The sequence below is a fragment of the Nonomuraea sp. 3-1Str genome, assembly GCF_031570565.1.
GTDB lineage: Bacteria > Actinomycetota > Actinomycetes > Streptosporangiales > Streptosporangiaceae > Nonomuraea.
Genome location: NZ_JALHBK010000001.1, coordinates 268,100 through 285,606 on the forward strand (window position 1 = coordinate 268,100; position 17,507 = coordinate 285,606).

Below are 17,507 nucleotides of genomic sequence, written 5' to 3' on the forward strand. Positions count from 1 at the left end.
CATCCTCGTGAGCATGACCTCCCCCACGCAGCCAGGCCGCCGCGGAGTCCGGTGTGCACGATCTCCGCATTCGCGCCGTTTGCCTACCATCGCCTAGAATTTCGATGAACGTCGAATCAGGGAGGGTTGGATGACCGCGGTCACGATCCAGTGCTGCGCACCCATAGCGCGTGAACCGCTGTCGGAGAGCGACGCGGCCGACCTGGCGGTCATGCTCAAGGCGGTCGCCGACCCCGTACGGCTGCGTCTGCTGTCGATGATCGGCTCCCACGCGGGCGGCGAGGCGTGCGTGTGCGACCTGACCGACGCCTTCGACCTCACCGCGCCCACCATCTCCCACCACCTGAAAGTGCTGCGCACCGCAGGGCTGATCAGCGGCGAGCGGCGCGGCACCTGGGTGTACTACCGGATCATCCCTGAGGCGGTGAACAGGCTCGGCGCCCTGTTCGCCCCGCTGGCCGAGTCCGTCTCCGCGTGACGCGTCCGGTCGACGTCCTGGTCATCGGCGGCGGCCAGGCCGGACTGGCCGCCGGCTACCACCTGCGCCGAGCCGGCGCCGACTTCGCCATCCTCGACGCCCAGGACCGCCCCGGCGGCGCCTGGCGGCACGCCTGGCCGTCGCTGCGGCTGTTCTCCCCCGCCCAGTACAGCTCCCTGCCCGGCCGCATGATGCCCTCCCCGCCCGGCGGCGGATACCCGGGCGCGGCCGACACCGTCGCGTACCTGACCGACTACGAGCGCCGCTACGACCTGCCCGTGATGCGGCCGGTGAAGGCCCACGCGGTACGACGCGGCGACGAGCGCCTGACGGTCGAGACCGACGCCGGCACCTGGCAGGCCCGGGTCGTCATCAGCGCCACCGGCACCTGGTGGCGACCGTACGTCCCGCACTGTCCCGGCATCCGCGACTTCCAGGGCGAGCAGCTCCACACGGCCGGCTACCGCGGCCCGGAGCCGTTCCGCGGCCGGCACGTGGTGATCGTCGGCGGCGCCAACTCCGCCGCGCAGATCCTGGCCGAGGTCTCCACCGTCGCCGACACCACCTGGGCCACCCTGCGCCCGCCCCGTCTGCTGCCCGACGACGTCGACGGCCGGGCGCTGTTCGCACTGGCCACCCGCCGCATGCGGGGCGGAGGCGGCATCGGCGACCTGGGCGACATCGTCGCCGTCCCACCGGTCCGGGAGGCCCGCGACCGCGGCGTGCTCAAGGCCGAGCCCATGTTCGACCGGATCACTCCTGAAGGCGTCTCCTGGCCCGACGGCACGGGCCTGGCCTGCGACGTCATCATCTGGTGCACCGGCTTCCGTCCCGCCCTCGGCCACCTGACCCCGCTACGGCTCCGGCAACGCGGCGGCCTCATCGCCACCAACGGCACCCTCGCCGTCGGCGAGCCCCGCCTGCACCTGCTCGGCTACGGCGACTGGACCGGCCCGGCCTCCGCCACACTCATCGGCGCCGCCCGTACCGCGAGAGACACCGTCGCGGAGATCATCGCGGGCCTGGGCAACCGTCAGTGAGCGGCCCAGAGTCCGCGAAGGCTCTGCTCAACCGGTCAGCTCGGTGATGAGCTTCTCGACGCGGGCGCGGATCTCATCCCGGATGGGGCGGACGGCTTCGATACCCTGGCCTGCCGGGTCGTCGAGTTTCCAGTCTTCGTAGCGCTTGCCGGGGAAGATCGGGCAGGCGTCGCCGCAGCCCATGGTGATGACCACGTCGCCGGCCTGGACGGCCTCGGTGGTGAGGATCTTGGGCCGGGCGGTGGTGATGTCGATGCCGACCTCGCGCATGGCCTCGACGGCCACGGGGTTGGTCTGATCGGCGGGCGCGGACCCGGCGGAGCGGACCTCGATACGGTCGCCGGCCAGATGGGTGAGCCAGCCGGCGGCCATCTGGGAGCGTCCGGCGTTGTGGACGCAGACGAACAGCACGCTGGGCTTGTCACTCATGAGCGGGTTCCTTCCGGTTGTTCTCGTCTTCAGGCTTCGGGATTGCATTCGACCCCGTCGCAGGCCGGCCGAACAGGCCACGCACCAGCACCAGGCCCACCACGCCACCGATCAGCTGCGCGAGGATGAACCCGGGCAGCGAGGCCGGGGCGATGCCGGCGAAGGTGTCGGAGAAGGCCCGGCCGATGCTGACCGCCGGATTGGCGAAGCTGGCCGATGAGGTGAACCAGTAGGCCGCCCCGATGTAGCCGCCCACCACCAGCGGAGCCGCCGCCGTACGACCCGAGCGGGTGAGAGCGAAGATCACCATGACCAGGCCCGCGGTGGCGACGAGCTCGCCGAGCCACAGGTGCGCGCTCGCCCGATCAGTGGTCGACCAGGTCACAGCGGGCTTGTCGAACATCGCGTTGGCCAGCACCGCCCCGGCGATGCCCCCCAGAACCTGGGCCCCGGCATAGCCCGCGAGCTCCCCCGCCGTCAGGCCCACGCCGCTCCGCCGCCCCTGCCACCAGTCGGCCAGCGACACCACCGGGTTGAGATGGGCGCCGGAGACCGGGCCCAGCACGACGATGAGGACCGCCAGCCCGAACACGGTGGCGGTGGAGTTCTCCAGCAACTGCAGGCCCACGTCGTGCGGAGACAGCGTCTGCGCCATGATGCCCGACCCCACGACCACGGTCACCAGCAGCGCGGTGCCGAGGAGCTCGGCCAGCAGGCGGCTCCTCACCCGGCCACCTCGGCCGGGATCTCGGCGGGCACGGCCAGCAGGGCAGACAGCTCGGCGAGCCGCTCGGGCACGACCCGGTAATACACCCACGAGGCCCGCCGCTCGCTGGTCAGCAGGCCGACGTCCTTGAGCACCTTCAGATGGTGGCTGATCGTCGGCTGCGCCAGCTCGAAGGCTTCGGTGATGTCGCACACGCACGCCTCGCCGCCCTGATGACCGGCCACGATCGACACGATCCGCAGCCGTACCGGATCACCGAGGGCTTTGAACACCCGCGCCAGACCGACCGCCGCACCTTCGCCCAACGGCTGGCGCCCCAGCGGCGGGCCACACTCCAGCACCTTCAGCGCATCCATGAGCATCAATATTGACAGGCATGAATATCAGGAGGGTGACGGCGCGATGAACGGCAGTTGGCCGGCCTCGACGTCCTGAGGCAGGGCATCATTGACGCCGGCCGGCCAGGCCGGCCGGGGCTTCAGCAGGCGATGACCGTACTGCGCCGTTCCACCAGCAGCACATCGCGCCAGGTACCCCGATGACAGCCGACGCGCTCACGGGTGCCGACCGCGCGGAAGCCCAGCGCTTGGTGCAGGGCAAGACTGGCCGCGTTCTCCGGGAAGATCCCGGACTGGATCGTCCAGACTCCGGCGTCCTCACTGGCGGCGATGAACGCGGTCAGCAGGGCGCGGCCGATGCCGTGCGCCTGGCAGCCGGGATGGACGTAGACGCTGTGCTCGACCACCCCGGCATAGACGGGACGCGCGGACACTGTGGAGGCGGCCACCCAGCCGACCACCTCGCCGGTCTCGGTATCGGCGGCGACGTACCGCAAGTGTGGCAGCCTGCCCGCGACGAAGCCCTCCCAACTCGGTGCGACCGTCTCGAAGCTGGCATGCCCGCTGTCCAGCCCCGCCTGGTAGATGGCCAGCACCTGTTCGGCATCGCTGTCGCGCATCGGCCGGATCTCCATCCCGGGCCCGATGACCGGCTTGGCCGCCTGGATGATCGCCGAGTGCACGCCCTCGCCGTGATCGGCGGTCAGCGTGATCCGTATGCCGACGAACCCGGCACGGCCGAGCAGTTCCTGGTAGCCGGCAACGGACAGCGTGCCGGCCGAGCAGCCGATGCGCCGCTCGACCGTCTCCCGCCGCTCGGAGTCGGCGGCCGCCTCGTCGGCGGTGACGACGTCGCTGACCCCGAACCGGCCGCCCGGCCGCAACACGCGGAACGCCTCGGCGAGCACCGCCGCCTTGTCGTCGGAAAGGTTGATCACGCAGTTGGACACGACCACGTCGACCGACCGATCGGGCAGCGGGACGTCCTCGATGGTGCCGTGCAGAAACTCCACGTTGATCGCGCCCGCTTGCTGCGCGTGACGCCGGGCGAGCTCCAGCATGTCGACGCCGGCGTCCAGCCCGTACGCCCTGCCGTGCGGGCCGACGCGGCGGGCCGACAGCAGCACGTCGATGCCGCCGCCCGAGCCGAGATCCAGCACCGTCTCGCCGTCCCGCAACTCCGCCACGGCCAACGGGTTGCCGCAGCCCAGGCTGGCCCGCACGGCGCCCTCCGGCACCTCAGCCGTGTCGTCATAGCCGGCGGCGCCGAAGCAGCCCTCCTCGAAGCCTGCAGAACCGCAGTCGACGATGCGCTCACCGCTCAGCGCCGCCCGGGCCAGGCTGGAGTAGCGGTCGACGATCTCATCCTTCGCCATGAGGAGCTCCTTCACGCACAGGCCGGGGTGGCGGGCGCCGGGTTGCCCATCACCACGTCGGCAGCCGTGGGGAAGCAGCTCACGCACGCCTCGTTGATCCGGTACAGGCTGGATGTGCCCTGCCGCTCGACCAGGACGAACCGCACCTCGGCCAGGATTCTCAGATGATGCGACACCGTCGACTGGCCCACTCCGGAGGCGGCCACGATCTCGCCCACGCTCATCGGCTGCCGTCGCCGCGCCAGCAACGACACGATCTGGATCAAGTCGATAGAGCAGCACACCGACACCCCTTGACGGCACAATCCGCAGCAATGTCTCCAGGAAAGGGCCAGAGCAGCGCAGAATCCCCCTGGACGTTGTCACCCAGCCTGTCACCTGGGCCATTGCGTGATCCACTGCTTATGGCTTCTTGAGCGAGCGTCGCTCGATGGGCGAAGGGCTCCCACTGGACAGCGATAAGTCCGCCATACTGCCTGGCCAATCTGTGGCGCATATCCTGGTCGAACGCGTTCACTCTGAGAACCGTCCGGTTGAGTTCCGGCTCGATGCCCATGCTCAGAGAAGACTCCGTCTCCTCCAACGGCCCGCCGTCCTTCTCCATCAACGTCTTCAGCTCCGCCTGGCTGTTCTCCACCAGTCTCAGCTGAGGCACGGTCCTGAAGCGGACGCTCTTCCCGCTCGACCAGTACTCCCCGGAGATCGGCGGCATCGCCAGTTCGCGTCCGCGCGCGGTGACGTATGGTGCGACGAGCCGGTACGGCTCGTGCAGGATGTACGGCGGAGCAAGATCGTGCGGGTAGGTCTCGGCCCTGTGCTGAGCGATCTCCAAAGCGCGATTGAACGGCTCGATGCCCTCGTAGGACCTGAGCAGTACGAGATCGACCGGCGTGAAGTAGACCTCAACCGCGTCGTTGGCCGCAGGCTGCACGATCACTCGCCCATCTCCTGGGAAGAACGCGGGTGCAGCGGCTATGGCGTAGAGGGCGAAAAGGGCAAAGAGCAACCTTAATCGCATGTGCGAAGAGTGTACGAGACAAAGTCCAGCTCTTTCGGCCCACGACACGGGCCGGGTCGAGCGCCTGCCCCTCGCCCCCAGCTCAGACGTGGTGAGGCCTGGTTCCGATCTCGCGTGGTCCTTGCCCGCACGAAATCGCCCTGATTCCATGGGCGGGCTCGACCCCGGACGGCTGTACCAGATCATCGATATCCAAGCGCGATGATCCGGAGTTCCGGGCCGGGGCCGTGCGGATCGTCAGAGACCGGCAAGCCTGTCGCGCATGTGCATGCTCACCTCTCTTGGTCGATGACGCTCGGCGACGCCACGGCGATGTGCGGGCGCCCGGTGATGGGGTGGGGACCGACGTGGGCGCGGACGCCGAAGACCTCCTCGATGAAGGCGGGGGTCAGCACCTCCAGGGGCGGCCCGTGCCCGGCGACCCTGCCGTCGCGCAGGACGACGACCCGGTCGGCGTAGGCGGCGGCCTGGTCGAGGTCGTGCAGCGCGGCCAGCAGGGTCAGGCCGAGGGAGCGGATGAGGTCCAGCAGGAGGAGCTGCGACCCCACGTCCAGGTGGTTGGTGGGTTCGTCGAGCACCAGGAGCGGGGCCTCCTGCGCCAGCGCGCGGGCGAGCAGGACGCGTTGCCGCTCGCCGCCCGACAGGGTGGTCATCAGGCGATCGGCCGCGCCGTCCATGCCGACTCGTCGCAGCGCGGTGACGACCATGGCCCGGTCGGTGTCGTTGTCCCGTTCGAGCGGCCCTTTGCGGCTGTGGCGGCCGGTGGCGACCACCTCTGCGACAGACAGCCCCTCGGCGATCTGGCTGTGCTGCGGCAGCACGGCGCGGTGGAGCGCGGCCTGGCGGGGCCGCATCCGCCACAGGTCCTCCCCGTCGAGCCGCACCACGCCGCCGGACGGCCGCAGCGACCGGTAGACCGTCCGCAACAGCGTGGACTTGCCGCTGCCGTTCGGCCCGACCAGCGCGACGAACTCCCCCGGCCCGGCTGTCAGGTCGACGCCGTCGACGATGGGACGGGAGTCGATGTTGGCGCTGACGCCCTCGAGGTCAAGCCGCATCGGTGCCTCCACGCGCCCGGCGGCGCAACAGCCACAGGAAGAACGGCACACCGAGCCCGGTGGTGAAGATCCCCACCGGCAGCTCGTTGGGCCGGTCGGCGATCCGCGCCGCCAGGTCCACCAGCACCAGGAACAGCGCCCCCGCCAGCAGCGACACCGGCAGCACCCGGCGGTGGTCGGCGCCGACGAGGAACCTGACCATGTGCGGGATCATCAGCCCGATGAAGCCGATCCCCCCGACGACGCTGACCACGGTGGCCGTCAGCAGCGACCCGGCCACCAGCAGCCCGATGCGCAGGACGGCCACCGGCACCCCGATGGCGATGGCGGCCTCCTCGCCGGCCAGCAGGGCGTTGAGCGCGCGGGCCTGCAGCGACAGCCACGCCATGCAGGCGACGATGAGCAGGGCGGGCACGCCCAGGTCGCCCCAGGAGGCGCCGGCGACACTCCCCATGAGCCAGAACATCATGCCCTGCAGCTCCGTCGGGTTGAGCTGGAGCTGCACGAACGTGGTGGCCGCCGTGCACAGGTAGCCGACGGCGACCCCGGTCAGCACCAGCCACGAGTCCAGCAGCCGTCCCGAGCGCTGGGCCAGCAGGTAGACCAGCAGCGCCGACAGCATCGCGGCGGCGAACGAGGCGCCCGTGACACCGAAGGCGCCGGCCATGGCCGTGCTGCCGACGACCGGGACCAGCACGGCTCCGAGGGACGCCGCCGAGGACACACCGAGGACGTAGGGGTCCGCGAGCGGGTTTCGTACCAGGGCCTGCAGGGCGACCCCGGCCACCGACAGCCCGGCTCCGGAGAGCGCGGCCAGCAGCGCCCGTGGGGTGCGGATGTCCCAGACGACCTGGCTGAGCAGCGGGTCGGCCTGCGCGCCCCGCCCGGTCAGGTGGTCCCGGACCACTCCCCAGACCTGGCCGAGGGGAAGGTTGACCGAGCCGACGGAGATGCCGACGACCAGCGCCGCGACGAGCCCGGCCATCAGGCCGGTCAGCAGCAGCCCGGTCGCGGGCCCGGAGATGAGGTGCGGGCGCCGGGACGGCAGAGCTCTGGTCTCCGGCGCGGAGGTAAGGGTGTCAGTCACCGGGGTGAACCACCTTGGAGATCTTCTCCACCGCCAAGGCGTTGAGCGGGCCGAGGTAGACGCCGTCGGAGACCAGTGTGTAGGTCCTGGTCTTGGACGCGGCCCAGTGCGGGTAGGCGGCCATCAGCTTGGCCGCCTCCTCCTCCCCCTTCTCCTGCGGCGTGAACAGGCCGACCACCAGCACGTCCACCTGCGCGGTGGCGAGCTGCTCCTTGTTGAGGGTGCGGGTGGCGTCGGCGGTCTGGCCGGCGAAGGCGTTGACGCCTCCCGCGGCCTTGATCACGTCGTCGTAGATGCCGCCGGTCATCACGGCGGGCAGCCCGTTGGCGTTCATCATGGACATGCCGGGATAGGCGATGAGGACCTTCTTGGCGGGCCGGCCCGCCACCCGGTCCCGTACGGCCTGCACGCGGGCGCGCAGCTTGCCGATCAGGTCGAACGCGCGCGGCTGGACGTCGAACACCCGGCCGAGCAGGACGATGAACTCCAGCGAGGAGTTGATCGACTGGTTGCTGTAGGCGCGCTTCTCCTCCTCCGTCGCCTCGGGCTTGCCCATCGCGCAGTTGACCGGGTTGACCAGTGACGTGATGCCGGCCGCCGCGAGCTGCTCGCGGGTGGCGAAGCCCTGCTTGGCGTCGAACCCGCCGGACCAGGTGGACACCACGAGGTCGGGCTTGAGCTTGAGCACCTGCTCGGCGGGGACGTCGAAGTTCTTGTTCATGGTCAGGCCGCCGGTCGGCAGGGCCCTGATTTTGTCGATCATGGACGGGTCGTCGGAGACGCCGTAGCTCTGGGCGTTGGCCAGGATGTTCTTCTCCAGGCCGAGCAGGATGAAGCTCTCCACCTCGCCCACGCTGGTGCCGTTGAGGATCAGCACGCGCTGGGGCGGCTTGGCGAAGGTGACCCGCGTGCCGCAGTTGTCGAAGCTCAGGGGGTAGGTGGTCCGGCCGCCGGAAGCGGTGACGGTCTCCGTCGGCGCGGCGGAGGACACCTCGGGGGCGCCGCAGCCGGCGGCGGTGAGGGCCACGAGCGCGGCCACGGCGGCGATGGAGGAACGACACAAGTTCATGGGGTTTCGGGCTCTCCGTGGATCGAGTCTGGGCAGACGCATGCCACCGCCGTCCATGCCGGCGACCGGCGCGGCGGCGCCCGGCTCAGGGCCGGGGAACCCACAGATGGCGACAGGAGGATCACGGCCGGGACCACGTCCCCGGGCAGCGGTCTGCTTCCGGGCACGCTGACGTCCAGGCATGGCGGACCGCGCGTGCGGCGCCCTACGGCACGCTCAAGGACACGAGCTGCCGTCGAAGGATCACCAGGTCACAAAGCCACTGCGGGCGTGGCCGGCCCTCCAGGCGGTCCACGGAGCACGAGGACATGCCTGAGGTACACCCGGATGCGCGCGTTCTCGTCCCCGAACGCATGAGTGAGCACCCGCGGCCCGGCGGAGACCCAACCGGCCGCCATGAGGAACAGGACCACGAGGGGGCGCAGCACCCAGCCGGCGAGCTGGCGTGCCAGGGCGCACAGGCCCTCCTCCAGCCACCGCAGCCAGACAGAAGTGAGGACCACACTCGCCGCGTGCACGAGCAGCATCCCGAAGCTCAGCGAACCAGCGTGCGACCCGTGGGCCATCCCGGCCATGTCCGCGCAATGTTGCGCCGGCCGCCGGCCGGTGCTCTGGGCGAGCAGAATGTGCAGGACGACCTGCGACGCGGCCGTCGCGGGCAGGATGGAGGCCAGAGTGCGCTCGCGCCCGGTCACGGCCAGCGCGGGCAGCAGTATGAGCAGGAAGCCGCCCATCGCCGCCGCGGGGTCGAAGAAGCCCCCACCGGCCAGGTGCCCGAGCGTGGCCAAGGCGGCGCACGTGGCGGCGAAGCTCGCCGCGCGCACCCACCTCACCGCCGAGAACGGACCCATAGTGGCCAGATCCTTTCACACCACTGCCGCGCCCTACCCGCCGCCGGATCAAGCCGACGCCTGTAGACGGTGATACGCGGCACGTAGTCGCCCGGTTCAGCGCGGCGCCCCCAGCCGGCGGCGGCGGCCGCAAGCACCCTTCTCTGACGTGCGCGGATCCTCGGCCGCAGGCCGGGGACGTCGCGTGGAAGGATTACCCGATGCATGCCGGTCAGCCACTCTTGCGCGTGATGCGGGCCGCGGTGTTCGCGGTCGTGTGCGTGCTGGTGTCGGCTTTCCTGCACGGGCTGGCCGGAGGAGCCCCCGTACGGCCCGGCACGCTGGCCGGTGCGCTGGCGCTGACCTGGGCGGGCGCGTTCCTGCTCGGTGCCCGCCCGCGCGGCATGGGGGTGCTGCTCGGCGCCTGCTTCGCCGCGCAGTACGGCATGCACCATCTGTTCAGCGCGAGCGGCGATTCCGCGGTGTCCGCCCTTCCCGCGCACCAGCACGGCACGGGGCTGGGCATGCTGCTGGTTCACGCCGTGGTGGCGGCCGGCTCGGCCTGGTGGCTGGAGCGGGGCGAGTCGGCGCTGGCCATGATGGCGCACCTGGCCGTCACGTCCCTGGCCTGGCTGTGGGACGTCCTGCGCGCCCTGGCGCCGGTCCCGGGCGAGGTCGAGACCGGTCCACGCCTTGGGCGGTGGACCCGTGTCCGCGCTCGGCGCTGGTCCCGCCTGTTCACCACGGCCGTCGCCCGGCGCGGTCCGCCGGCGTTCCTCTCCCTCACCTGATCGGGCTGTCGCCCGGATCGCGGGCCGCGGCTTGTCATGCCGTGCGCCCGACGCCGTGCTGGGCCGCGTGGACACGGCTCACCGGCTGAACCCTTTTCTGGTTGGACGCGTACCTGTCGACGTGCGCGTCCCCTGTGAGCGGAGAAACACCTCGTGACTTCCACGACCGACGTGCGCAGCCACGCCGAGCCGTCCCGGCCGGCACCGTCCCGGCGCGCGGGCTGGACCGCGCTGCGCCCCCTGGTGCTACGGCTGCACTTCTACGCCGGGATCCTCATCGCCCCCTTCCTGCTCGTCGCCGCGTGCACCGGGCTGCTGTACGCCGCCTCGTTCCAGATCGAGCAGGTCGTCTACCGGCACGAGCTGACCGCGCCCGCGGGCGGGACCCACATCCCCTTGACCGAGCAGGTCGCCGCGGCCCGCGAGGCGCATCCCGAGGGGAAGGTCGCCGCGCTGCGGCCCGCTCCGGAACCGGGCCAGACCACCAGGGTGCTGCTCGACGTGCCGGGCCTGCCCGAGAGCACCCAGCTGGCGGTCTTCGTCGATCCCTCCACCGGCCAGGTGCGCGGCACGCTGGAGAGCTACGGCAGCTCGGGTGCGCTGCCCGTGCGCGCCTGGATCTCCAGCCTGCACCGCACCCTGCACCTGGGGGAACCGGGGCGGATCTACAGCGAGCTCGCCGCGAGCTGGCTGTGGGTGGTCGGCGTCGGCGGGCTCGTCCTGTGGCTCGCCAGGCGCCGACGTACCGGCCGCCGGCTGCGCGACCTGGTCACTCCCGACCGCACCGTCAAGGGGCCGCGCCGCCTGCTGTCCTGGCACGGCTCGGTCGGCGTGTGGGCGGTGCTCGGCCTGCTGTTCCTGTCCGCCACCGGCCTGACCTGGTCGAAGTACGCCGGCGAGAACGTCGAGGAGCTGCGCGCGGCGCTCGGCTGGGCCACCCCGGCGATCAGCGTCTCCGCCGGCGACCACGCCTCCCACGCGGCGCCGACGGGCCACCACCACGCCGCCGCCTCTGACGTCGGCGTGGACCGGGTCGCCCAGGCGGGGGCCGGCAAGGGCCTGTCCGGCCCGCTGGAGATCGTCTGGCCGGGCGGGCCAGGCGAGCCGTACCTGGTCAAGGAGATCGACAAGACCGCGCCCACCCGCCTGGACCAGGTCGCGGTCGATCCGGCCTCCGGCGCGGTGACCGCCGAGTTGCGCTTCGCCGACTACCCGCCGGCGGCCAAGCTCGCCCGATGGGGCATCGACGGGCACATGGGCCTGCTGTTCGGCCTGGCCAACCAGATCCTCCTGGCGGCACTGGCCGTCGGCGTCATCACGCTGATCGTGCTGGGGTACCGGATGTGGTGGCGGCGGTGTCCGTCCCGCGGCTTCGGCCGGCCGTACCCGAGGGGCGGCTGGAGGCAGGTGCGCTGGGGTGTCCTGGCCCCGCTGGCCGTCCTGGTCGTGGCCGCGGGCTACTTCCTGCCGCTGATGGGCGTCTCACTGGCCGCGTTCCTGGTGCTCGACGGCCTGCTCGGGCTCCGCTCCCGGACGGCGGGCTGACATGGGCTCTCCGCGGATGCCAGGGCTGCGATGATGACGAATGTGTCTCCTTCGGAGCCGGTACTACGCTCCGCGCGCGCCATCGTCTTCGCGGTGGTGTGCGTGGTCGTCTCCGCGGGTGGACACGTCCTGGCCGGCGGGGCGCGCGTCGCCCCGGCGGTGATGCTCGCCGGCGCCGCCGGGGCGGGCGCGCTGGCGTACGCGCTCAACGGGCGCGAACGCGGGCGCGCCGTCGTGCTCGGCGCGACGATCGCCGCCCAGACGGCGCTGCACGACCTTTTCTCCCTGACAGCCCCCATCCCGGATCTTCACACCGGCCACGCTCACACGAGCGTGGGCATGCCGCTCGCCCACCTGACCGTGGCCTGGCTGACCGGATGGTGGCTGCACCGAGGAGAGAGCGCGTTCTGGCTCCTGCTGTGCCTTTGGGGCACAACCCCGCTCGCGTTGACGCGCCGGCTGCTGGCCGGCGCCCCCGAGCCCCCGGCGCCCGGGCGGCGGACCGTCCCGGACGACCGGCCCATGTCGTGCTCCCCGTGGGACAGCACGGCGGCCGTCCATCTCCGCGGACCTCCCGCGAACACCACGCCGGCCGCGGCCGGCGTGGTCCGGTGACCAGGCGCCTTCGGTAGCGCCTTTCCGGTACGTCCCGGACCCGTTCCGGGATTCTTGTCTGGAGTTCAAGATGGCATTGTCGCCGCGATTCCTCCGCAGCCTGCTGGCTGTGATGCTCGCCTGCGGGGCATGGATGGTCTTCACCGCTTCTCCCTCACTCGCGCATGACTCGCTCAAGAGCAGCTCTCCCGCGAAGAACGCCAAGGTGGCGTCGGTCAAGGAGATAGAGCTGGAATACTCCGCGCAGGTGCGGTTCCCCGCCGTCGTCCTGCACGACTCCGCCGGCAAGCAGGTCACCGTCGGCACTCCGCGCACCGCGGGCCACAAGGTGTTCGCCGAGGTCCCCCAGCCCCTGGAGCCCGGCTCCTACGTGATCGGCTGGCGGGTGGTCTCCTCCGACGGCCACCCGATCGAAGGGGAAATCCTTTTTACCGTGACCGCCAAGCGCACCTCCACCCCTGAACCCACTCCGACGGCAGTCCCGAGCACGACGACGGCGTCTCCGTTCCCGTCGGATTCCACCGCGTCGCCCGGCCCTGTGAAGTCGCCGGTCTCCGGCTCGACGGCCCGCTCGGGCACCGCACAGGGATCGGGCGGCGCGCCCGCATGGCTGTGGGGGGCGGGTGCCGCGCTCTTGGCTGTCGGCGCGGGGGTCTGGCTGTGGTCGCGCCGCCGTGACGGCTCCGGCCCGGCCGAGTGAGAAAGGCAGCGGCCTTCGTTTCGTACCGGGGTGTTAGCCCTGGTGAGCCCGGGATACGGCGCCTTGGTTCACCCCTGTGCCCGGCCGCCGTCGGAAGTCCCGTGGCAGTCGCCCGCGTGCGGGCCCGGCCGCGCGCCGTGTCCGCCCTGGAACGGGTCTCGCGCCTGGCACGCGCCGCTGTCTTCGCGGCGGTGTGCGTTGTCGTGTCCGCGGGCGGCCATTCCCTCGCCGGCGGCGCTCCGGTCGCGGCCCGAGGCGCTGGACGAGGCGCGGGCCGGCTGGGAGGGCGAGGGCCGCACTGTCGTCCTGGTCGCGGCCGACGGCACGGCGCTGGGAGCGCTCGCGCTCGCCGACGCCGTCAAGCCCTCGGCCGCCTGATCCGCGACGACCTGGACGTGGTCCCCACCGCTCTCACCCTGGCCCGCGCCACCCTGGCCACCATCCGGGGCAACCTCGTCTGGGCCTTCGGCTACAACGTCGCCGCGCTCCCGCTGGCCGCCACCGGCCTGCTCAACCCGCTCATCGCGGGCGCCGCCATGGCCCTGTCGTCGGTGTTCGTGGTCTCCAACAGCCTGCGGCTACGCCGCTTCGCCCCATCTGCCGCGACCGGGGACTTCCTCACCGACCAACCGGACGACGCGGCGGTACGTGAGATCGAGGTGGGAGCGCAGGGCAGGACTCGCTAGCGGGCGGCGTTCCCGGCCAGTTGCAGAGCGGGCGCCAGTTCCCGCGCCAGCCCCTCCATGGCAGAGGCGATGGAGGGGTGGCGCGACAGGGCGCGGCACACCACGGCGTCCGTGGCCATCAGGAACGCCAGGTGGCGGACGGCGTGGCCGGCCACGTTGACGACGTCGATCTGCTCCGGCGTAGGCGTCGCCGGAGCCTTGCCCCGCGCGATGTCCAAGGTCGGCAGTTCTTCGGCGGGCAGGTGGGGCGCCGGGTCGGGACACACGGCATAGGTCAGCACCACCTGCCCCTCAGGCCGGTGACGCCAGCTCGTCGAGTGCACGACCGTGGCCGGATCGTCCGCCGATGTACCGCTGATCCGGCGCGCGACCTCGTCAGGGCTCTCTCCCGGGCCGGGCACTGCCGCGAGCCGCCGGTAGAGCCAGCGGCCGTCGACCCCTGCCCGGAACATGAACGTCTCCACAGCAACCGGGGCAGGCCCAGCGTCGCTCTGATCGACCACTGGCGATCCCGTCCTCGTCCGCACCCAACTGCGACAGATATGCAGGAGCAACATTATGGCGTACGGCCGTCCTCGGATCGGGCGGCCGTGACCACCTCGGTGCCGAGCATCCCGAGATAGCCGCCGCCATTGGCTCGCCGACCCCCCGACTGTCCTTGCCCTTCGCCTTCGCCGTGCGGACGCGTCCGGCATGAAACGTCGACTTCGACGAGACCACGGCCCGCCTCGGCCTGCGTCTGCACCGGGCTGGTGCCGGCGCTGTCGGCATGCCGTTCATGACGCGAGCTAGTTGCAAGGCTATGGTTGTTGCGAGTTATATGCAATTAGGTGCTTTGGAGGAGAGACATCATGGGTGAGTACACCCTTCCGGACATGCCCTACGACTACGCGGCGCTTGAGCCAGCGATCACCGGCGAGATCCTGGAGCTGCACCACGCCAAGCACCACGCCGCGTACGTCAAGGGCGCCAACGACACGCTTGAGCGGCTGGCCGAGGCGCGTGACAAGGGCGAGTTCGGCGGCCTGGTCGGGCTGGAGAAGACGTACGCCTTCAACCTGTCCGGGCACGTTCTGCACACGATCTTCTGGCAGAACCTGTCGCCCGACGGCGGGGACCGTCCCGACGGTGAGCTGGGCGACGCCATCACTGAGCACTTCGGCTCCTTCGAGGCCTTCCAGAAGCAGCTCACGACCGCCACCGCCACCGTGCAGGGCTCCGGCTGGGGCGTCCTCGCCTGGGAACCCCTGGGTCGCCGCCTGGTCGTCGAGCAGGTCTACGACCACCACGGCAACGTCGGCATGAACACCACCCCGCTGCTCGTGTTCGACGCCTGGGAGCACGCGTACTACCTGCAGTACCGCAACGTGCGCCCGGACTACGTCGAGAAGCTCTGGGGCCTGATCAACTGGAACGACGTCATCGCCCGCTACGACGCCGCCCGCGGCGCGTAACGCACCCCCCATGCCGGCGACGCCCGCCCGGCCCGAGCTTGGTCCGCGGGGCCAGGCGGGCGCCGCCCCCCTCGACATTCGTCTCGTCCCGTCAGGCGACGTACGCCATGTGCTCTCTGCCGTGAGGGTGGTGGCAGGCGAGGTCTTCACCCGGCCCCATGGGCCGAGCCCCGCACGGCCGCGGATCATCGGACGGCCGACGCACACGCCGCCATGTTGCCAGGGCGCACCACCGCGTTCCCAGAAGCGCAGAAAAGGGCAATGGCTGAACCGGCGACCGGTCGAGCGCGTACCTCAGCACATGCATGGCCGCACTTGTGCCTATGTGGCACCATTCGGGAGTCGCACCTCCTGCCCCCCATCGCGGCGTTCGCGGCGGCGGGCGCCCTAGCCTGGCGGAGCCGCCATGAAGGTGTCGGAGCGCATGTACGCCGGGACGGCGGTCGCCGCCGGCGTGGTGGTGCTCGTCGTCGTCCTGCGGTACGGCGGCGCGATCGAGCCGGAGATCCCCGGGCTGCCCACCGCCGGGCCGGTCACCGTCTGGGGTCTGCCGCTGGTCCGTCTCTGCTACGACGTGTGCGCGCTGGCCTGCGTCGGAACGCTCACCGCGGCCACCCTCGCCCCCGCCGGCTCGCCCGAGGCCAGGAGGTGCGTACGCGCCGCCGGGCGGTGGGCGCTCGGCTGGGCCTTCACGGCCGCGCTCAGCTACCTGGCGACCCTGTCGGACCTCATCCCGCTACCCGTCGTCAACCTGCTGACCTCGCCGGACATGCTGGAATTCGGCCTGTCCATCCCGCAGACCCAGGCTCTGCTGCTGGTGCTGGGCGTGGCGCTGGTGGTGGCCGTGTCCGCCGGCGCTCCGGTGTGGGCCCGCCTGGCGGTCGCCGCGTTCGGGCTGTTACCGCCCGCGTACGTGGGGCACGCGGCCTCGGCCGGCGACCACGACATCGCGATCTCGGCCCTGATGGCCCACCTGGTGCCGGTGTCGGTCTGGGTGGGCGGCCTCGGCGCCGTGCTCGTCCACTTCCGCCGCTCCCCCGACCTGCCGGTGGTGCTGCCCCGGTTCAGCACGGTCGCCCTGTGCTGCTTCGCGGCGGTGACGGTCTCGGGCGTGGCGAGCGCGTGGGTGCGGCTCGGCACGCCGTCCGACCTCTGGCTGACCGGGTACGGGCAGCTGCTGCTGGCCAAGACGGCCGCCCTGGTGCTCCTCGGGCTGTTCGGCTGGAACCATCGCCGCCACACGGTCGCAGGGGTCGCGGACCGTGGCGTGCGACAGACCTTCGTCCGGCTGGCGACGGGCGAGGTGACGGTGATGGCCGCCGCGATCGGGCTGGCCGTCGGCCTGTCCCGTACGCCACCGCCGCCCGGCAGCGGCGGCGGCCACGAGCATCTCGTCCTGGAGTACGCCCTCGCCCCCTTCAGCCCGTCGGCGCTGGTCACCGAGGTCCGGCTGGATCCGGCGATCCTGCTGCTCCTTGCACTACCGGCGGCCGGTTACTGGGCGGGCGTGCGCAGGGTGCCCGGCTGGCCGGCCTCCCGGACGCTCGCCCTCTCCGCCGGCCTGGCGTTGACCGCGTTCGTGCTCCTCGGCGGCGTGGGCGGGTACGCGCGGGCGATGCTGTCGGTCCACGCGCTCCAGCACGCCGCGCTCACCGTGGTCTCGCCCCTGCTGATCTGCCTGGGCGCCCCGCTCACGCTCGCGGCCCAGGCCACCACCGCGTCACCGGGCTCCTGGCGGCTGCCCGGCCCCCGAGTCCTGGTGATCGCCTACCCGATCGCGTTCCTCCTGCTCTACGCCACTCCATGGCTGCCTTGGTCCCTGTCCGGCTATGCCCCGCACGTGCTCACAGAGCTCCTCTTCTTCGGTGCGGGCCTGCTGGTGTTCCGGGTGCTGGCCGGCGTGGACCCGCTGCCTCATCCGGTTTCCTGGACGGCCCGCGTCCGGCTCCTCGCCGTGGTGACCGCCGTTCACGTCGCGCTGGGCGCGTACCTGATCCTCGGCCCGCAGCTCGCGGGCGAATGGTTCGAACTCGCCGCCCCGCCCGGCGTGCCGGACGTCCTGGGCGACCAGCGGCTGGCCGGAGCCGTGGCCATGCTCCTCCCCCTGACCGCGCTCGCCGCGCTGGCCGTCCGCATGGCATGGCTCAGGATGGACGCTCTGACCCGGGTCCGTTGAGCCGGTGACGGTTTCGCAAGGTGGACACACATTGACCTGCGCCCTTCCGCCACTTACGGTGCTTCTTGCGAATTATTCGCAAGTGCAATG

20 protein-coding genes and 1 pseudogene are annotated in these 17,507 nt (G+C 71.5%); 10 read left to right on the forward strand and 11 right to left on the reverse strand.

The genetic code is table 11. The features are described from left to right. Window positions 1–130: 130 nt before the first annotated feature. Together MTP10_RS01500 and MTP10_RS01505 are read left to right on the forward strand one after the other, a co-directional pair. Complete coding sequence (locus tag MTP10_RS01500; protein WP_310707102.1) at window positions 131–478, forward strand: metalloregulator ArsR/SmtB family transcription factor; 348 nt, start codon at window positions 131–133, stop codon at window positions 476–478. After that, complete coding sequence (locus tag MTP10_RS01505; RefSeq protein WP_310707103.1) at window positions 475–1,518, forward strand: ArsO family NAD(P)H-dependent flavin-containing monooxygenase; 1,044 nt, start codon at window positions 475–477, stop codon at window positions 1,516–1,518. Before MTP10_RS01500 ends, MTP10_RS01505 begins: the two co-directional genes overlap by 4 nt. 27 nt (window positions 1,519–1,545) lie before the next feature. Here the strand turns inward: MTP10_RS01505 and MTP10_RS01510 are convergent, their stop codons facing one another. From MTP10_RS01510 to MTP10_RS01555, 10 genes are all read right to left on the reverse strand, one after another. Further along, a complete protein-coding gene (locus MTP10_RS01510; RefSeq protein WP_310707104.1) occupies window positions 1,546–1,947 on the reverse strand; it encodes an arsenate reductase ArsC in 402 nt (133 codons plus the stop codon). After that, on the reverse strand, window positions 1,940–2,674 hold the full coding sequence (locus MTP10_RS01515) for an MIP/aquaporin family protein (protein WP_310707105.1): 735 nt from the start codon (window positions 2,672–2,674) through the stop codon (window positions 1,940–1,942). The genes MTP10_RS01510 and MTP10_RS01515 overlap by 8 nt, the downstream gene beginning before the upstream one ends. Further along, complete coding sequence (locus tag MTP10_RS01520; protein ID WP_310707106.1) at window positions 2,671–3,030, reverse strand: metalloregulator ArsR/SmtB family transcription factor; 360 nt, start codon at window positions 3,028–3,030, stop codon at window positions 2,671–2,673. The genes MTP10_RS01515 and MTP10_RS01520 overlap by 4 nt, the downstream gene beginning before the upstream one ends. A gap of 122 nt (window positions 3,031–3,152) precedes the next feature. Beyond that, window positions 3,153–4,388, reverse strand: a complete 1,236-nt coding sequence (locus MTP10_RS01525; protein WP_310707107.1) for a GNAT family N-acetyltransferase — start codon at window positions 4,386–4,388, stop codon at window positions 3,153–3,155. 11 nt (window positions 4,389–4,399) lie between these two features. Further along, window positions 4,400–4,654, reverse strand: a complete 255-nt coding sequence (locus MTP10_RS01530) for a metalloregulator ArsR/SmtB family transcription factor (RefSeq protein WP_310707108.1) — start codon at window positions 4,652–4,654, stop codon at window positions 4,400–4,402. Then, window positions 4,651–5,406, reverse strand: a complete 756-nt coding sequence (locus tag MTP10_RS01535; protein ID WP_310707109.1) for a hypothetical protein — start codon at window positions 5,404–5,406, stop codon at window positions 4,651–4,653. Before MTP10_RS01535 ends, MTP10_RS01530 begins: the two co-directional genes overlap by 4 nt. 272 nt (window positions 5,407–5,678) lie before the next feature. Beyond that, window positions 5,679–6,464, reverse strand: coding sequence for an ABC transporter ATP-binding protein (locus MTP10_RS01540; RefSeq protein WP_310707110.1), 786 nt, complete (start codon window positions 6,462–6,464; stop codon window positions 5,679–5,681). After that, window positions 6,454–7,551, reverse strand: a complete 1,098-nt coding sequence (locus MTP10_RS01545) for an iron ABC transporter permease (RefSeq protein WP_310707111.1) — start codon at window positions 7,549–7,551, stop codon at window positions 6,454–6,456. The genes MTP10_RS01540 and MTP10_RS01545 overlap by 11 nt, the downstream gene beginning before the upstream one ends. Next, a complete protein-coding gene (locus tag MTP10_RS01550; protein WP_310707112.1) occupies window positions 7,544–8,620 on the reverse strand; it encodes an ABC transporter substrate-binding protein in 1,077 nt (358 codons plus the stop codon). The genes MTP10_RS01545 and MTP10_RS01550 overlap by 8 nt, the downstream gene beginning before the upstream one ends. Before the next feature lie 251 nt (window positions 8,621–8,871). Continuing rightward, window positions 8,872–9,471, reverse strand: coding sequence for a hypothetical protein (locus MTP10_RS01555; RefSeq protein ID WP_310707113.1), 600 nt, complete (start codon window positions 9,469–9,471; stop codon window positions 8,872–8,874). 230 nt (window positions 9,472–9,701) lie between these two features. Between MTP10_RS01555 and MTP10_RS01560 the strand changes: the two genes are divergently transcribed. The 6 genes and pseudogenes from MTP10_RS01560 to MTP10_RS01585 all read left to right on the forward strand — a co-directional run. Next, window positions 9,702–10,241 carry a hypothetical protein gene (locus MTP10_RS01560; protein ID WP_310707114.1) on the forward strand — a complete coding sequence of 180 codons (540 nt, stop codon included), beginning with the start codon at window positions 9,702–9,704 and terminating at the stop codon, window positions 10,239–10,241. A gap of 153 nt (window positions 10,242–10,394) precedes the next feature. After that, on the forward strand, window positions 10,395–11,786 hold the full coding sequence (locus tag MTP10_RS01565; protein ID WP_310707115.1) for a PepSY domain-containing protein: 1,392 nt from the start codon (window positions 10,395–10,397) through the stop codon (window positions 11,784–11,786). Between the two features lie 42 nt (window positions 11,787–11,828). After that, a complete protein-coding gene (locus MTP10_RS01570) occupies window positions 11,829–12,401 on the forward strand; it encodes an MFS transporter (RefSeq protein WP_310707116.1) in 573 nt (190 codons plus the stop codon). 70 nt (window positions 12,402–12,471) lie between these two features. Next, entirely contained in the window at window positions 12,472–13,101 is a 630-nt protein-coding gene (locus MTP10_RS01575) for a copper resistance protein CopC (protein ID WP_310707117.1), read from the forward strand. Between the two features lie 198 nt (window positions 13,102–13,299). Continuing rightward, entirely contained in the window at window positions 13,300–13,479 is a 180-nt protein-coding gene (locus MTP10_RS01580; protein WP_310707541.1) for a hypothetical protein, read from the forward strand. Beyond that, window positions 13,476–13,787: pseudogene (locus tag MTP10_RS01585) on the forward strand (hypothetical protein); the annotation flags it as partial. The gene MTP10_RS01580 and the pseudogene MTP10_RS01585, both read left to right, overlap by 4 nt. Here the strand turns inward: MTP10_RS01585 and MTP10_RS01590 are convergent. After that, on the reverse strand, window positions 13,784–14,239 hold the full coding sequence (locus MTP10_RS01590; protein WP_310707118.1) for a hypothetical protein: 456 nt from the start codon (window positions 14,237–14,239) through the stop codon (window positions 13,784–13,786). The pseudogene MTP10_RS01585 and the gene MTP10_RS01590 sit on opposite strands and share 4 nt — an antisense overlap. A gap of 399 nt (window positions 14,240–14,638) precedes the next feature. Between MTP10_RS01590 and MTP10_RS01595 the strand changes: the two genes are divergently transcribed. Continuing rightward, window positions 14,639–15,241, forward strand: a complete 603-nt coding sequence (locus tag MTP10_RS01595) for a superoxide dismutase (protein WP_310707119.1) — start codon at window positions 14,639–14,641, stop codon at window positions 15,239–15,241. A gap of 406 nt (window positions 15,242–15,647) precedes the next feature. After that, entirely contained in the window at window positions 15,648–17,417 is a 1,770-nt protein-coding gene (locus tag MTP10_RS01600; RefSeq protein WP_310707120.1) for a cytochrome c oxidase assembly protein, read from the forward strand. The last annotated feature ends 90 nt before the right edge of the window (window positions 17,418–17,507 follow it).

Excerpts from the sequence above, each read along its gene's own strand:
- MTP10_RS01540 (WP_310707110.1), bottom strand. The coding sequence starts at position 6,464 with ATGCGGCTTGACCTCGAGGGCGTCAGCGCCAACATCGACTCCCGTCCC.
- MTP10_RS01560 (WP_310707114.1), top strand. The coding sequence starts at position 9,702 with ATGCGGGCCGCGGTGTTCGCGGTCGTGTGCGTGCTGGTGTCGGCTTTC.
- MTP10_RS01520 (WP_310707106.1), bottom strand. The coding sequence starts at position 3,030 with ATGGATGCGCTGAAGGTGCTGGAGTGTGGCCCGCCGCTGGGGCGCCAG.
- MTP10_RS01500 (WP_310707102.1), top strand. The coding sequence starts at position 131 with ATGACCGCGGTCACGATCCAGTGCTGCGCACCCATAGCGCGTGAACCG.
- MTP10_RS01600 (WP_310707120.1), top strand. The coding sequence starts at position 15,648 with ATGAAGGTGTCGGAGCGCATGTACGCCGGGACGGCGGTCGCCGCCGGC.
- MTP10_RS01595 (WP_310707119.1), top strand. The coding sequence starts at position 14,639 with ATGGGTGAGTACACCCTTCCGGACATGCCCTACGACTACGCGGCGCTT.
- MTP10_RS01575 (WP_310707117.1), top strand. The coding sequence starts at position 12,472 with ATGGCATTGTCGCCGCGATTCCTCCGCAGCCTGCTGGCTGTGATGCTC.
- MTP10_RS01535 (WP_310707109.1), bottom strand. The coding sequence starts at position 5,406 with ATGCGATTAAGGTTGCTCTTTGCCCTTTTCGCCCTCTACGCCATAGCC.
- MTP10_RS01555 (WP_310707113.1), bottom strand. The coding sequence starts at position 9,471 with ATGGGTCCGTTCTCGGCGGTGAGGTGGGTGCGCGCGGCGAGCTTCGCC.
- MTP10_RS01590 (WP_310707118.1), bottom strand. The coding sequence starts at position 14,239 with ATGTTCCGGGCAGGGGTCGACGGCCGCTGGCTCTACCGGCGGCTCGCG.
- MTP10_RS01550 (WP_310707112.1), bottom strand. The coding sequence starts at position 8,620 with ATGAACTTGTGTCGTTCCTCCATCGCCGCCGTGGCCGCGCTCGTGGCC.
- MTP10_RS01525 (WP_310707107.1), bottom strand. The coding sequence starts at position 4,388 with ATGGCGAAGGATGAGATCGTCGACCGCTACTCCAGCCTGGCCCGGGCG.
- MTP10_RS01510 (WP_310707104.1), bottom strand. The coding sequence starts at position 1,947 with ATGAGTGACAAGCCCAGCGTGCTGTTCGTCTGCGTCCACAACGCCGGA.